Origin of the sequence: Psychrosphaera ytuae (genome assembly GCF_017638545.1) — a bacterium.
GTDB classification, from domain to species: domain Bacteria; phylum Pseudomonadota; class Gammaproteobacteria; order Enterobacterales; family Alteromonadaceae; genus Psychrosphaera; species Psychrosphaera ytuae.
This window is the reverse complement of the sequence record NZ_CP072110.1, coordinates 1,255,679-1,270,710: the sequence shown is the minus strand read 5'-3', so window position 1 is coordinate 1,270,710 and position 15,032 is coordinate 1,255,679. Positions and strand designations below refer to the sequence as shown.

Here is a 15,032-nt window from a genome sequence, read left to right as displayed (position 1 = left end):
AGCAGCTTAATTTATGTTTAAGCTGCTTTTATATTTAATCTTTTTATTTTAATTTTTAAAGTTTAATTCGCATCATCTCGGCAAGTTTCTTTAGGAAACTCAAATTCAATGGTTGTATGAGACAAGCGATAGGCAGAAAGTCTCTTAGCCACTTGTTCCTTAAGTTTAATTAATTCATCAACGTCAGTTTTTTCGACTAATTCTATGTGAGCGGTTAATACGTGACTTTCGCCATCTAACGACCAAAAATGCAGATGATGTACGCCATTAACTTCTGGAAGGTTAGTTAGCGACTGTTTTATACTTTCTTGAGTTTCCTCATCTGGTGCTGCTTGAAGAAACAAGATGAGTGTAGACTTCAGGTTTTTGAAAACATTAAACAAGATGAAAAGAGTAAAACCAATCGAAAGTAGCGGATCTAATATCGGCAGTTCAACAAATAACAGAACAATTGACACAATAAGAACAGCAACCCAGCCAAGTACATCTTCAAGTAAATGCCATGTCAGCACTTTTTCATTTAGGGTTTCACCAGCTTTTAATTTTAATACAGCATATCCGTTAACGGCAACGCCGAGTATCGCTAGCCCTAACATCCCCTCAACTACAGGCATTTCAGGATTGGACAGCCTTGGAATTGCTTCAAATAAAATCCAAATTGAGCCAATGATTAAAACAATACTGTTTATCAATGCGCCAAAGAGTGTAAGTCTACGATAACCATAACTAAACTTATCTGATGCTTCTTTATCTGAAAAACGACTTAAAATCCACGCAAAACCTATTGAAAGACTATCACCAAGATCGTGAACTGCATCTGCCATTATTGCGGTACTGTTAGTAAGCCATCCACCAATAAACTCGATAGTAGTAAATGTTACATTCAGAAAAAATGCCCAACCAATACGGTCGTCTTTTCCATGCGAATGACTGTGGCTATGATTGTGCATTTTCTACCTCAGGAACTTTTAAATTTCTTAAATTGACTACGTTAAAATTAATTAGGTGGCGAATCACTCGTTGATACATCCAGCGTTTAATTCCAGATAGGTTAGTCCCTTTTTCGCGATAGAACTCATCTGGGGAGTCATACAGTCCAAAATCATCATGAATACCTTCTTTTTGTATGTAGGTATCTGTACCACGCCAATCAGTATCAGGTGAAGAGAAACATTTAGTAGCAACACCATAACCACAAAACTCACCTTTTATTTGGCTAAATTTGTACTGTACTGACGTTAAGTATTGCTCATCTAAAATAAAACCTTCTAAGTTTATCCAGCGTCCATCGAAATAAACTTCCACCCAACTATGTATGATGTATTTGGGCGCTAACCAAAAGACATACGTTGGAATTGCACCTTTTTGCAATTGCTGATCAATGGTGAATCCGTGAAATCGACATTGAATGCCTAACCCTCGCAACAAGGCCATCAGCAAGTTGCCTTTGGTATTACATTGTCCGTAACCATCCGCTAAAACATTGCTTGCAGAAATGTCATCGCTTTCATTGTAGCCAAATAATATTTCATCTTTAACAAATTGGTAGGCCGCACCAATTTTGTTGTAATCATCCAAGCTTTTCCACCTTCGTTGATTTATGAGGGATTGGATATTTTTGTGTTCAAAATTGACTATGCTGGTCTTGGTTAGATACTTATCACACATTTTTACCCCTTATTAACTTGTATGCTTTAACTATAAAACCTATAGTAACTATAGAGTCAAGTTTATTGGAAAGGTTTATGAAAATTGGCGAATTATCGAAAACATCAGGCTGTTCAATACAAACAATTAGGTATTATGAAAGAGAAGGGTTGCTTTCAGATCCTGAGCGCTCTGAGGGTAACTTTAGGTTGTATTCCAATAAGGCGTTAAAAGAGCTGGAATTCGTTAAGCATTGTCGCAGCCTCGATATATCTCTTGATGATATCAAACGTCTTATTGAATTAAAGAATAAGCCAGAAGAAAGCTGCTCTAGTGTGAATGAATTGATTAAGCAGCAATTAAATTTAGTCAACAAACGCATGAAAGAATTAAAGGCCTTAAAAAATGAATTACAACATATGGCAAGTACATGCAATTCTGATAATACCATTGAAGGATGCGGTATTATTAAGTCGTTGGATAGTTAATCTAAATTCTGCTTTGAGCTATTCTTAGTCGCAAAGGCAATTATGAAAACCATTGGTAAATTAGCACAATCATTAAATTTAAACGTAGAAACCATTCGTTTTTATGAGCGAGAAGGACTTATTACACAACCTACAAAACCAATATCAGGTTATAGACAATATGACGAAACAATAGCAGGACAACTTAGGTTCATCACAAAAGCCAAAATGCTCGGCTTTACGTTAAAAGAAATTAAATCGCTAATGTCTATGGACAACGACTGCGCTCAAATTGAGTTATTAAGCCGACAAAAGTTAGCAATCATTCGAGAAAAAATTAGCGACCTTCAACGTTTAGAGAAAGTAATTGTGGATATGACAAATACCTGTATACAAAACGATGATCCAACATATTGCCCTATTATTGATTCATTAAAATGATTGACTCCGTACTCATGTACGGAGTTTAAAGTGCTGGTAATATCAACCAATAGACTTTCAAATGATAAATAAAATTTTAGATAAAGTTGGCTCAGGCGGGGTTTGGCTTGCAGCACTTAGTTGTACAGGGTGTTTCCCTGCACTTGGTTCATTAGCATCAGCGTTGGGGTTAGGTTTTCTTTCTCATTTTGAGGGGATTGCTGTAAATACCTTGTTACCTATATTTGCAACTCTGGCGCTACTAGTAAACTTATACAACTGGCACAAAAATAAAAGCCATACCAGAGCTGCCTTCAGCATTCTTGGGCCTGTAGCAGTGCTATTAACGCTTTATCCTCTTTGGCAATATGATTGGAGCACATACCTATTTTACTTTGGTATTTGCTTAATGGTCGTTATGTCGGTTTTGGATATCGTAAAACCAGTAAGGGAGCAAACATGCAACGTATAGAGCTAAAGTCGACTATTACATGTCCAGAATGTGGGTATAGTAAAATTGAAGAAATGCCGACAAACGCTTGTCAGTGGTATTATGAATGTGAATCGTGCAAAGTTTTGTTAAAACCATTAAAGGGTGACTGCTGTGTTTACTGTTCATATGGAACAGTAAAGTGTCCACCAATTCAGGAAGGACATAATTGTTGCTCTCATACTGGTGATTAATTAGTTATTTTTTCTCGACTATATTCACTATTCTCCTGTATTAATCAAAATTTTTAAAAGCACCACGGTTTATCATTTACTTAGATATGACTTTAATTTAGTATTGTGATGGTATTTTTCTTAAGAGAACTTTATGTTTAAACCACTTTCAAAAGTCTTAGTTGTTGTAGCTATGCTGATTGCCTTTGTTGGGCAAGCATTGGCTTATACTGCTATGTCTTGTGAAATGTCATCAGGTTCTCACGAATCACACATGAACATGGATCATTCCAAAATGAGTCATCATGAAGGAATGAATCATGGGGATATGAATAAAAGCAGTAATGGTCAATCAGAAGATTGTTGTGACGTTGAATGTATTTGTCCTGCAAATGCTTGCTCATCTACGACAGTCCTAAATTCCAGTATTGATTCGACAGATATTCAAATATTCAGTGAATCTGTAGCTGCTCTGCAATCTAAACAACCTCATTCAATTTCCACTTCCCTTTATCGTCCACCAATTTTTGCCTAATACAGGATTAGTGCGTCCAAATTTCGCGCACATGTAATTAATTTTTCTGTTAGTCAATATAGCGTCGTAGCGCTATAGATATTTTCCAGCGATGTCTGGGGGCAAAAATGATCAATAAGTATTTAAAAATAGCAGTAGTAATGCTGCTTTCACCTGCGTTTGCAAACGCCAACGAACATAACCATGCACACAATAACGACGTAACACCTTTGGAGTTAATCGTTTATAAAACCCCTACTTGTGGGTGTTGTAAAAAATGGATAACTCATATTGAAGACAAAGGGATCGTTGCGCATTCCAAAGATTTCCGAAACATCGGCAACATCAAAACTAAGTATGGTATCAAACCTAATTACCGTTCATGCCACACGGCAGTGAGTAGAAATGGATTTGCCTTTGAAGGTCATATACCTGCTAAATTTATTCAGCAGTTCTTATCAGAAGAACATCCCAATGCGATTGGGCTTTCAGTTCCAGCAATGCCAGTTGGCTCTCCCGGTATGGAAGTCGATGACCGCTTTATGCCATACAACGTGTTAATTCTATTTAAAGATGGAACGAGCAAAGTCTATGCAAAAGTTAAGACATACGAGGAGCAATTCTAATGAAATTGAACTCTTCAAACCTTACTTCACTTTCAACTGCATTAATACTCGGCTTATCTGTATTCTCAGCTCAAGCTGAGAAAGTAGTGTCGCTTGAACAAGCTATCACCTTAGCTCAGCAAAATGATCCTTGGCTTCATGGTAGCCGATTGAAACAAAGTGCAGTTGAAAATAGAAGTATTGCTTCAGGTACTTTGCCTGATCCGAAAGTATCGCTAGGGATAATGAATTTACCAACAGATACTTGGGATTTAGATCAGGAAGGAATGACTCAGCTAAAGGTTGGCGTCTCTCAAATGTTTCCGAGAGGCGACAGTCTAGAGATCAAGCAAGATCAGTTACAAATTGAGTCCACGAAATTTCCACTGCTACGAGAGGATCGTAAAGCTAAGTTGAAAAGCCAAGTGTCACAACTTTGGTTAGATGCTTACTTAGCCCAGAAAACTATTAAATTGATTGAAGATGATTGGTCTCTCTTTGAGCAGATGGCGGAAGTGGCTAAAGCTAGCTATTCAAACGTTGTTGGTAAAACTAGACAGCAAGATGTTATTCGTGCTCAATTGGAAATAGTGCAGTTAGATGACAGATTAACTTCGCAAAAGCAGAAACTAGAAACGACAATCGCTCGCCTTAATGAGTGGCTTCATATTTACGATGCTGACCGATTGAATGAATCATTCAACTTTGACGCGCAACCACTAGAGTTTAGCGTCTCAAAAGAATTGCCTTCGATTCAATTGAATAATCCAACAGTCCTAAAAGCATCTAATTACTCAAGAAATCTATTGGCTCAGGCTCTTGCTAATCATCCAGCCATACTTGCAATTGATGTAAAACGCAAAGCTTCAGAAAAAGGAGTTGAGTTAGCCAAACAGCAATATGAGCCGCAATGGGGTGTCAATGCGAGCTATGCCTATCGTGACAATATGCCTTCTGGTGATAGCCGAGCTGATTTATTTTCTGTTGGGGTAACGTTTGATTTGCCTTTGTTCACTGAGAATAGACAAGATAAGCAAGTTGCAGCTTCTATTGCTGATTCAGAAGCTATAAAAACCGAGAAATTATTGCTGACAAAACAAATGATCAGTGCGGTGGAAAAGGAGCTTAGACAGCTTAAACGTTTATCTGACAGGCAGTCTATTTATCAAAAACAACTTCTCAAACAAACGCATGACCAAGCTGAAGCGTCATTGACGGCTTACACCAACGATGATGGTGATTTTGCCGAAGTTGTTCGAGCAAGAATCGCAGAATTAAATGCCAGAATAGCAGCCTTAAAAATTGATGTTGACGCACTTAAAACAGTTGCTCGCATTAACTATTTCTTTTCGTACTCTCAAACTAACTCAAATGCTGAGCATAAGCCAATGCACACTTCGCACAGAATGAATCAACACTTATCCAATCAGCAATTTGGAGAAAAATAATGTCAACGAATACTAAAACACCAAATTTGAAACTAGTAGCCGCCATCATCATTGGGGCAGCACTAGGTGCTGGAGCATTAAGTTTATATCAAGGTACAGGTTCAAGCGGTAATGGCAATGAAGCTACATCAGGAGAGAAAAAACCGCTGTATTGGGTTGCACCGATGGATTCTAATTACCGTCGTGACAAGCCCGGTAAGTCGCCTATGGGTATGGATTTAATTCCTGTGTATGAAGAAGGATCATCTGGTGATGACTTTGGCCCCGGAGCCGTAAAAATCGCGCCTCATGTAGTGAATAATCTTGGGGTTCGCACTGCTCCTGTTGAGCTTAAAAATATGCATACTGAAATATCAACCGTAGGTTACGTTCAATATGATGAAGATAAGCTAATTCACATCCATCCACGTGTAGATGGTTGGATAGAAAAGCTCTACGTCAAAGCCGCAGGTAATCCTGTTGAGAAAGGGCAGCCTCTATATACACTATATTCTCCTCAGCTAGTTAACGCGCAAGAAGAACTATTAATAGCTATAAAGCGCAATAATAGTTCCTTAATTGCGGCGGCCAAAGATCGGCTTAAAGCGTTACAGCTTTCAGCAGACTTTATTCAAAAGCTAGAAAAGACACGAAAGGTTCAGCAAAACATCACCTTTTACTCCCCTCAGGCAGGTGTTGTTGATGGTTTGAAGATTAGAGAGGGTTTTTATGTAAAGCCGGGAAACACCATATTAAGCATTGGTCAGCTAGATCAAGTTTGGGTTGAAGCAGAAGTGTTTGAACGTGACGCAGCCTTAATTAAAAAAGGACTTCCTGTATCAATGACACTGGATTATTTACCCGGTGAGGACTGGGCTGGTGTCGTTGATTATGTTTATCCAACATTGAACAGTAAAACACGCACACTCCGAGTGAGATTGAAATTTGATAACACAGACTATCAATTAAAACCAAATATGTTTGCACAAGTCTCTATTCACGCTAATCAAGCTGATAGCACCATCCTCGTGCCTAAAGAAGCCGTTATTAGAACAGGTAAACAGGACAGAGTAGTACTTGCGTTAGGTGATGGGCAATTTAAATCTATTGAAGTGACTATTGGCCGGGTTGATATCGACAGCATCGAAATATTAGACGGCTTAAATGAAGATGACGTTGTGGTGACATCTGCCCAATTCTTGATTGATTCTGAATCAAGTAAAAGCTCTGACTTTAAACGAATGACTCATGATGAAGTGCCTAACTCTGTTTGGATGCAAGGGGATGTTAATAGTGTTATGGCAGGGCACCGCATGGTTAATATTTCACATGGCCCTGCTGAAGCTTGGGATTGGCCTGAAATGGTTATGGATTTTACTGTGGCTGAAAAAGTCGATATTGACTCATTAAAGTCAGGTCAATCTTTGCACTTTGAAGTGAGCAAAACCGAAGACGGTGGATATGAAATTACTGGAATTCATATCATGAGTGAGCCTGAAGTATCATCAGCAACAGTATCTGGTTTGATCAATGCGATTGATATTGATACACGGATTCTAAATATTAGCAGAGGCCCAATAGAGAAATGGGATAGACCTGCTGCGACGATGGATTTTATCATCGCGGACAATATAGAAATGGTTGATTTCAATGTCGGTGATAATGTCACTTTCACTTTTGAGGTTAGAGATGACTTAGTTATCACTGACATTTCTCTTGAATCAGATGAACAACACGGCAAGGAAAATAAAGCTGCTGTTGATCATTCTAATCATTAAGTGGGAGAAAAATAATGATTGAATCAATTATTAGATGGTCTATCGGCAATCGTTTCTTCGTTATCTTAGCTACCTTAATTTTGATTGGTGGTGGGCTATTTTCAATAAAGAATACGCCTGTTGATGCACTACCAGATTTATCTGACGTTCAAGTAATAATTAAAACGAATTACCCCGGTCAGGCACCGCAAGTTGTTCAAGATCAGGTTACTTATCCACTGACAACTGCAATGTTGTCTGTTCCCGGCGCTGTTACTGTTCGTGGCTATTCATTTTTTGGTGACTCATTTGTTTACGTCATCTTTGACGAAGACACTGACTTATATTGGGCAAGGAGCAGAGTACTTGAATATTTAAGTCAAGTAGCCCCTTCGCTACCCGCTAGTGCGCGTCCACAACTAGGGCCAGATGCGACAGGTGTTGGCTGGGTTTACCTATATTCTCTTGTAGATAAAACGGGCAACTTGGATATTAGCCAATTGCGTAGTATTCAAGATTGGTTCTTAAAATATGAATTGCAAACTGTCCCCGGAGTGTCAGAGGTTGCTGCCGTTGGTGGAATGGTTAAACAATATCAAATACAAGTCGATCCCGATAAGTTAAGAGCCTACGGTATACCACTTAGTCACATTCAAATGGCCCTTAAGCGTGGTAACCAAGAAACAGGTGCCTCTGTTGTTGAAATGGCTGAAGCAGAGTACATGGTTACCGCAACTGGCTATATCAAAAGTATTTCCGACATAGAGTTGATCCCTCTTGGTGTTAACGCACAAGGAACCCCGCTTACCATTGGCGATGTGGCGGAAGTCAACCTAGGTCCACAAATGAGACGAGGCATTGCTGAACTAAATGGTGAAGGAGAAGTCGTTGGTGGTGTTGTTGTTATGCGCTTTGGTGAAAATGCACAAAAAACTATTGATGGAGTAAAAGCCAAATTAGAAGAGTTAAAAAAAGGTTTACCCGAAGGAGTTGAAATAGTTACGGTTTATGATCGCTCTGGCTTAATAGGAGAGGCGGTAGAAAACCTATGGAGTAAATTGCTCGAAGAGCTTGCTGTCGTCGCGATTGTATGTGTTGCATTTCTGTTTCATTTGCGATCTTCGATTGTTGCAGTTGTCACTCTACCTATTGGCATCTTAGCTTCATTTATCATCATGCATATGCAAGGTATCAATGCGAATATTATGTCATTAGGTGGTATCGCTATTGCAATTGGTGCGATGACAGATGGCGCAATAGTGATGATTGAAAATATGCATAAGCATATGGAAAAGACACCGCTAACGGATGAAAATCGTTGGCAAATAGTCTCGAAAGCTGCAAGTGAAGTCGGTCCAGCACTATTTTTTAGTTTGCTCATCATTACAGTCTCATTCTTGCCAGTATTTATTTTGGAAGCGCAAGAAGGAAGAATGTTTTCTCCACTTGCTTACACAAAAACATATGCAATGGCCGCATCAGCAGGCTTAGCGATAACATTAGTTCCTGTTTTAATGGGGTATTTTATTCGAGGAAAAATTGTTTCAGAAAAGAAAAACCCTTTAAACAGACTGCTTATTGCTATCTACATGCCTGTTTTAAAGCAAGTTATGAAGTTTCCTAAATCGACAATAGTAGCAGCAATATTAGTGACGATTGTTGGTTTTTGGCCTGTCGATAAAATTGGTAGTGAATTTATTCCTCCTTTAGACGAAGGCGATCTTATGTATATGCCGACTACCTATCCGGGAATTTCCATTGGTAAGGCAAGAGAAATTCTACAGCAGACAGACAAGCTAATTAAAACAGTGCCAGAAGTTGAAACAGTATTTGGTAAAGTAGGAAGAGCTGAAACTGCAACTGATCCCGCGCCTCTAACTATGATTGAGACCTTCATTCAGTTGAAGCCTCAAGAAGAGTGGCGTGAGGGAGTTACAACAGAATCTCTAAAAGCTGAGTTTGATAAGTTGGTTAAGTTTCCGGGCTTGACGAATGCTTGGGTTATGCCAATCAAAACTCGTATTGATATGTTGGCAACAGGTATTAAAACGCCAGTAGGTATCAAAGTAGCAGGAGCTGATTTAAATACGATTCAAGAGATAGGGCAACAAATAGAGCAATTGTTACCAGAGGTGACAGGAACCGCTTCAGTTTATTCTGAACGAGTTGCAGGTGGACGATATATCAAAGTTGATATTTCTCGTGAGAAAGCAAGTCGTTTTGGATTAAACATCGATGACGTACAACAAGTAGTTTCAACTGCTATTGGTGGGATGAATGTCACTCAAACAGTAGAAGGTCAAGAGCGTTATCCTGTCAACTTGCGATACCCACAAGATTATCGTGACTCTCCAGAGCAGTTGTCGCGCTTGCCTGTTGTCACTCCAAATGGACAACGCATCGCACTAGGTGACGTAGCTGAAATAAAAGTAGAAGTAGGCCCTCCGGGGATCAAGAGTGAAAATGCACGTATTAATGGTTGGACGTTCATTGATATAGAGGGCGTTGACGTAGGTACTTATGTTGAAAGTGCAAAAGAGCATTTAGCTAAAAATCTTATATTACCAGCAGGTTATTCGATTACTTGGGCTGGTCAATACGAATATATGGAAAGAGCCAAAGCCAAGCTTACTTACGTTGTTCCATTGACGCTCGCCATTATTGTTATTTTGCTTTATTTGAACTTCAGAGCGTTTAGCGAAGTTGCGATCATCATTGTGACTTTACCGATGGCAATGATCGGTGGGTTATGGTTGATGTATTTAGAAGGGTTCAACTTCTCTGTAGCAGTTGGTGTAGGCTTTATTGCTCTGGCTGGAGTAGCTGTTGAGATTGGCGTAATAATGTTGGTATATCTCAATCAGGCGCTCGCTGAACTTAAGGAAAAAGCGAAAGAGCGAGCAGAACTCATCTCAGAAGATGAATATCAAGATGCCTTATTGCACGGTGCAGGCTTACGAGTGCGCCCTGTTATGATGACGGTTGCCACAATCATTATCGGTTTAATGCCTATTTTATATGGTACAGGTACAGGCTCTGAGGTAATGAGTCGTATTGCAGCACCTATGGTAGGCGGAATGACAAGTGCTGTTTTGTTAACACTAATTGTGCTTCCAGCCATTTATTCAATCGTTAAAAAGCCTGAAGTAAATGCCTTTAATAAAGAGCTTTCTAACGCGGAGCTAAAGAATAATGCTTAGCAGAGTTAGGAAGTACCATAAATGGCTAATGGCTTTTGTGGGAGTACAGTTCCTTTTCTGGTCTATTACTGGCGTGTATATGGTGAGTATGGATATTCACTATATACACGGCGAAACCTTGGCTATAAGTGATGAAGCCAAGATTGATTTAGCTAGTGTGGATTACTCCATTGCAAAGCTAGCTGCGAATTACCCTGAAGCTAGCCAAGTCACACTTACTCAAAGCATGGGCCGTCCTTTGTATTCTTTTATTAATGGAGAACAGGGGAAAGTAGCAATTGATGCTAAAACTGGGGCTGTTCGTCCACCTGTTGATGAATTCAAAGCTAAAGAAATCGCGCATTACCACTACGTAATGAATCATGAAATCAACGGCATAAGGCTGATTCAATCAGTCACAGATATGCCTGCTGAGTTGTCGCCAAGACACTTACCCGTTTGGAGAGTAACGTTTGACCAATTCGCCATACCGACATTTTATATAAGTCAACAAACAGGGGCAATTGTTGCCAAGCGACATGATTACTGGCGCTTGTTCGATTGGATGTGGCGTTTTCACATTATGGATTACGATGATGGAGAAAACGTATCTAACTGGTTTTTGTTCTTAGTTGCAACTCTAGGTCTAATGGGCGCAATTACTGGCGCTGTATTGACTTATTATCGAGTGCTTTCTCCAAATAAAAAGGGAGTCATTTGATGCGACTATTCAAGTTAAATACATCGGTACACAAATGGCTTTCTTTATTTGTTGGTTTACAACTGCTTATTTGGTTGGGAACGGGTCTTTACTTCAATTTGATGGATCACAGTAAAGCCAGTGGTAATGAGCTTAGAGTTCATTCTCATCTTGAAGGTAACATTACAGACTTTATCTTTACACCTATTAAAGACATTACTAGTGAAGCACCTCAAGAAGTAAAACTTATATGGATTTTACATCAGCCTTACTATCATTTTGTGTTCGATAAGGGCCAGCATAGCTACCAAGAACGCCACTCAAAGCTATTTGATGCTGTAACAGGAAAGCCATTTAATCTGTCTGAAGAACAAGTACTAACTTTGGCAAAAAACTCTTACTCAGGTGAGGGCAAGCTAGCTACTCCAGTGTTATCTCAGCCCCCATTTTCTGATCACGTAAGGCAACAAAATCCTATGTGGCAAGTTGTCGTTGAGGATGAGAATAATACAACTATTTATTTAGATAGTATTACAGGCCAAGTGCTTCGCCATGCCAATGATGATTTCAGATTGAAAGATCTGATGATGAAGCTTCACTTTATGGACTATGGCAATTCTGGCGGATTTAACCATTGGTTGATCATTGCATTTGCTTTTGCAACGCTATTCCTTTCAGTTACTGGTGTTACTTGGCTGATACAACAGTATCAAAATGGTTTGCTGAAGCTAAGTTGGGGCAGCAACAGGCAAAAAGTATCAGTGACTTTTTCCAATGAAAATACTATCGCCGACGTCTCAGCAGATGCTAATTCAACAGTATTAGAAGGACTAGCAAGTTCACACGTATACCTATCGTCAAGTTGTGGTGGCGGCGGTACATGTGGCAAATGCATGTTCTTAAGTTCAACTCAATTACCTATCACACTTTCTGAGCAGGAACATTTATCAGATGAGCAGCTAAAGGAAGGTTATCGGTTAGGGTGTCAGCATCGGTTCTCTGAAATTAGCTCAATTGAAGTTAATACGGATCTCAATATTGAAAATCATGAGCTAGTTGTGGTTGCGACTAACTTCATTACTCCTTTTATCAAGGAAGTGAAGTTTAAAGTGAAATCAGGAAAACGATTGGCATTTAAAGCTGGTGCATATATGCAATTTGAAGTGCCAGCAGGGATGAATAGTTTACGCCCAGATGATATGCCAGAGAACTATGAAAAATACTGGGAAAGTTACTCTCATGGAAGATTTTCTCATGACGGTGTAACTCGTCACTACTCATTAGTTAACTTTGACGAGGAATCAGATGAGTTAACGTTTAATATCCGCTGGCAAACTGCTAAGGATGGTTTTAGAGCAGGTATAGGTTCAAGCTATTTAGGTTCACTACAAGTGGGTGAAACGATAATCGCAAAAGGTCCTTTTTCTGATTTTTACGCTACTTCAAATAAAAAGGTTCGTCGCATCTTTATTGGTGCTGGTTCAGGACTTGCCCCACTGAGATCCATTATTTTTGAACAGTTGAAAAAGCACCATTTTCAAGGTGATATGGCACTCATCTATGGTGCTCGAACTGAAGATGATTTGCTGTATCACAACGAGTTGAACTTGTTGAGTGAGCAGCATAAAAATTTTTCTTATATTCCTACACTTTCTAACCCTTCAGAACAATGGGAAGGACACTCAGGCTATGTGCAGCATGTGCTATTGACTCATTTGGTTAAAGGAATAGAAGCCTTTTCAACAGAGTTTTACTTATGTGGTCCTGAAGCAATGATGAATGAGCTAGAAAGCATAATTGCAGACGTTGGTATACCCAGTAATCAAATTTTCAAAGACAAGTTTTGTCGTTAATTCCTAAATTAAAAATAGAGGTAAATATGAAAACATTAATAAAATTTTTAACCGTAATCAGCGTTGTTTTTAGTAGTGCGGTGTTTGCGCATGTGCATCTTGAAAAAAGCGTGCCTGCTGATAATGCAATGCTAATGAAGACTCCAGAAGAGTTAACGTTGGTATTTAGCAAAGAGGTTCGTGTAGTCAAAATTACTTTGAAAAATAAGCAAGGCGAAAAAATTAACTTTGGTTTTAAGCCTTTAAAAGAAGCCAGTACTGAATTTACATGGAAACTACCGAAGCTAACACCTGCGAACTATATAGTTGATGTGACTTTCTTAGGTAAAGATGGACATAAAATGAAAGATAGCTTTGGCTTTATGGTCCACTAATCTAATGGAGTGATTGCTATGGAAATGTATATCTGGAATACAGTCATTGTATTGTCAAAAATTGTATTTTACGTCGGCTTTGCCTGTATTGCTGGTTATACATTTTTCAGGCAAATTTTTAAGCACAACGAATCTCATAACAATTCGGTAATAGCGAACCTAAAATGGATAAGGGCTTCGATTTTCGTCGCTTTGATTGCTAATGGTGTTTGGTTCTTCGCTAGTACTGGTGCGATGGCAGAAGAAGGCATTCAAGGAGCTTTTGACCCTGATATTTTAGACATAATGTGGGACTCTTCTATCGGTGATGGAACTTTACTTAGAGGTCTTGGATTAGTTCTAGCGATATTTGCGATAACGTCACACATTAAATTCAAATCTGTGGTGCTGAGCAACTGCATAAAACAAAGCATTTTAGGGCTTAGCCTTATAGTGCTTTCCTACACCTTTACCTTTATCGGCCATGTATCTGAGCTAGGAGTGTTCGAAAAAATATTGCTGATGCTCCATGTGCTTGTTATGGCTTGGTGGTTCGGAGCGTTGTTTCCACTTAAACAAGCTTGCCATGAACCGGACTATGAGCAGCTCTACTCATTGATGGACAAGTTTGGAAGGCAAGCAAGTATCGCGGTGAGTCTATTGTTAATTGCTGGCCTTTGGTTAGCTTTTCAATTAGTCGGAAATGTTGAAGAAATGTTTAGTTCAAGCTATGGGCAAACACTGTTACTTAAATTAGCTCTCGTGACTTCGATATTGGGCATCGCAGCTAAGCATAAATTAAAACTCGTCCCACAACTTAAAAATAAAGATGGCAGAGAAGCACTATCTAAATCTATCTCGATAGAAATGGTAGTAGCTTTTGCCATTTTATCTGTAACGGCTGGACTTACTAGTGTTGTTGGCCCTGCAAATTAAAACTTAAAAGAGAAAATAAAAATGAAAACAATAAATATATTACTCGTTTTATTAATGACGTTTAGCTTCGCAGCAAGCGCTCATGGTGATAAGAACAAAGACAAAGGTTTGTTTAAAGGTATAGATACCCCTGCCGCAAAAGTTGTTTTGGCATTTCATCAAGCACTAGAAACGGGTAATAAGGATCTAGCAAGAGCACAGTTGGCTGATGATGTGACCATCTACGAGGGAGGTCGTGTTGAAAGAAGTGCTGATGAATACGCCCATCACCATATGCTGTCGGATATGAAATATCTCGCTTCTGTGAAGAGCAAAACACTAGAACACCAAGTGACGGTACTTGGAAACACCGCTATATCTGCTTCACGTAGCCACACTCAAGGTACATACAAAGGCAAAGAGCGTGATTATCAAGGCATGGAAACAATGGTTCTCGAAAAGCAAAACGGTGAATGGAAAATCAAGCACATTCATTGGTCACATTAATTTATTGTTCAAACAACGGAGAGTA

General features: G+C 39.1%; 16 protein-coding genes. 14 read left to right on the top strand and 2 right to left on the bottom strand.

Annotation, left to right across the window (positions count from 1 at the left end):
• Window positions 1-62 precede the first annotated feature (62 nt).
• Window positions 63-950 (bottom strand): cation diffusion facilitator family transporter, encoded by an 888-nt coding sequence (locus J1N51_RS05620; protein ID WP_208832969.1) that lies wholly within the window; start codon window positions 948-950, stop codon window positions 63-65.
• The gene (locus J1N51_RS05615) at window positions 937-1,668 is read right to left on the bottom strand and encodes a transglutaminase-like domain-containing protein (RefSeq protein WP_208832968.1); all 732 of its coding nucleotides are present in this window, start codon (window positions 1,666-1,668) and stop codon (window positions 937-939) included. Before J1N51_RS05615 ends, J1N51_RS05620 begins: the two co-directional genes overlap by 14 nt.
• 77 nt (window positions 1,669-1,745) lie before the next feature.
• On the opposite strand from J1N51_RS05615, the gene cadR reads away from it, so the two are divergent.
• From cadR to J1N51_RS05550, 14 genes are all read left to right on the top strand, one after another.
• On the top strand, window positions 1,746-2,135 hold the full coding sequence (gene cadR / locus J1N51_RS05610) for a Cd(II)/Pb(II)-responsive transcriptional regulator (RefSeq protein ID WP_008128687.1): 390 nt from the start codon (window positions 1,746-1,748) through the stop codon (window positions 2,133-2,135).
• Between the two features lie 42 nt (window positions 2,136-2,177).
• A complete protein-coding gene (locus J1N51_RS05605) occupies window positions 2,178-2,555 on the top strand; it encodes a MerR family transcriptional regulator (protein WP_058552475.1) in 378 nt (125 codons plus the stop codon).
• A gap of 61 nt (window positions 2,556-2,616) precedes the next feature.
• Window positions 2,617-3,006: an organomercurial transporter MerC gene (gene merC, locus J1N51_RS05600; protein ID WP_058405786.1), complete on the top strand. Its 390-nt coding sequence runs from the start codon at window positions 2,617-2,619 to the stop codon at window positions 3,004-3,006.
• The gene (locus tag J1N51_RS14715; protein ID WP_082653641.1) at window positions 2,994-3,218 is read left to right on the top strand and encodes a GDCCVxC domain-containing (seleno)protein; all 225 of its coding nucleotides are present in this window, start codon (window positions 2,994-2,996) and stop codon (window positions 3,216-3,218) included. The genes merC and J1N51_RS14715 overlap by 13 nt, the downstream gene beginning before the upstream one ends.
• Window positions 3,219-3,351: 133 nt before the next feature.
• Window positions 3,352-3,732, top strand: coding sequence for a hypothetical protein (locus tag J1N51_RS05595; RefSeq protein ID WP_058405787.1), 381 nt, complete (start codon window positions 3,352-3,354; stop codon window positions 3,730-3,732).
• 107 nt (window positions 3,733-3,839) lie between these two features.
• A complete protein-coding gene (locus tag J1N51_RS05590) occupies window positions 3,840-4,337 on the top strand; it encodes a DUF411 domain-containing protein (RefSeq protein WP_004589252.1) in 498 nt (165 codons plus the stop codon).
• Window positions 4,337-5,764, top strand: a complete 1,428-nt coding sequence (locus J1N51_RS05585; RefSeq protein ID WP_208832967.1) for a TolC family protein — start codon at window positions 4,337-4,339, stop codon at window positions 5,762-5,764. Before J1N51_RS05590 ends, J1N51_RS05585 begins: the two co-directional genes overlap by 1 nt.
• A complete protein-coding gene (locus J1N51_RS05580; protein WP_208832966.1) occupies window positions 5,764-7,521 on the top strand; it encodes an efflux RND transporter periplasmic adaptor subunit in 1,758 nt (585 codons plus the stop codon). The genes J1N51_RS05585 and J1N51_RS05580 overlap by 1 nt, the downstream gene beginning before the upstream one ends.
• A gap of 14 nt (window positions 7,522-7,535) precedes the next feature.
• Window positions 7,536-10,700 carry an efflux RND transporter permease subunit gene (locus tag J1N51_RS05575; protein WP_208832965.1) on the top strand — a complete coding sequence of 1,055 codons (3,165 nt, stop codon included), beginning with the start codon at window positions 7,536-7,538 and terminating at the stop codon, window positions 10,698-10,700.
• A gap of 88 nt (window positions 10,701-10,788) precedes the next feature.
• Window positions 10,789-11,400 carry a PepSY domain-containing protein gene (locus tag J1N51_RS05570; RefSeq protein WP_232842865.1) on the top strand — a complete coding sequence of 204 codons (612 nt, stop codon included), beginning with the start codon at window positions 10,789-10,791 and terminating at the stop codon, window positions 11,398-11,400.
• Window positions 11,400-13,232: a 2Fe-2S iron-sulfur cluster-binding protein gene (locus tag J1N51_RS05565; RefSeq protein ID WP_208832963.1), complete on the top strand. Its 1,833-nt coding sequence runs from the start codon at window positions 11,400-11,402 to the stop codon at window positions 13,230-13,232. The genes J1N51_RS05570 and J1N51_RS05565 overlap by 1 nt, the downstream gene beginning before the upstream one ends.
• Before the next feature lie 26 nt (window positions 13,233-13,258).
• The gene (locus tag J1N51_RS05560; protein ID WP_208832962.1) at window positions 13,259-13,606 is read left to right on the top strand and encodes a copper resistance CopC family protein; all 348 of its coding nucleotides are present in this window, start codon (window positions 13,259-13,261) and stop codon (window positions 13,604-13,606) included.
• Between the two features lie 18 nt (window positions 13,607-13,624).
• Complete coding sequence (locus J1N51_RS05555) at window positions 13,625-14,521, top strand: copper resistance D family protein (RefSeq protein ID WP_208832961.1); 897 nt, start codon at window positions 13,625-13,627, stop codon at window positions 14,519-14,521.
• A 21-nt stretch (window positions 14,522-14,542) separates the two neighbouring features.
• The gene (locus tag J1N51_RS05550) at window positions 14,543-15,007 is read left to right on the top strand and encodes a YybH family protein (protein WP_208832960.1); all 465 of its coding nucleotides are present in this window, start codon (window positions 14,543-14,545) and stop codon (window positions 15,005-15,007) included.
• The last annotated feature ends 25 nt before the right edge of the window (window positions 15,008-15,032 follow it).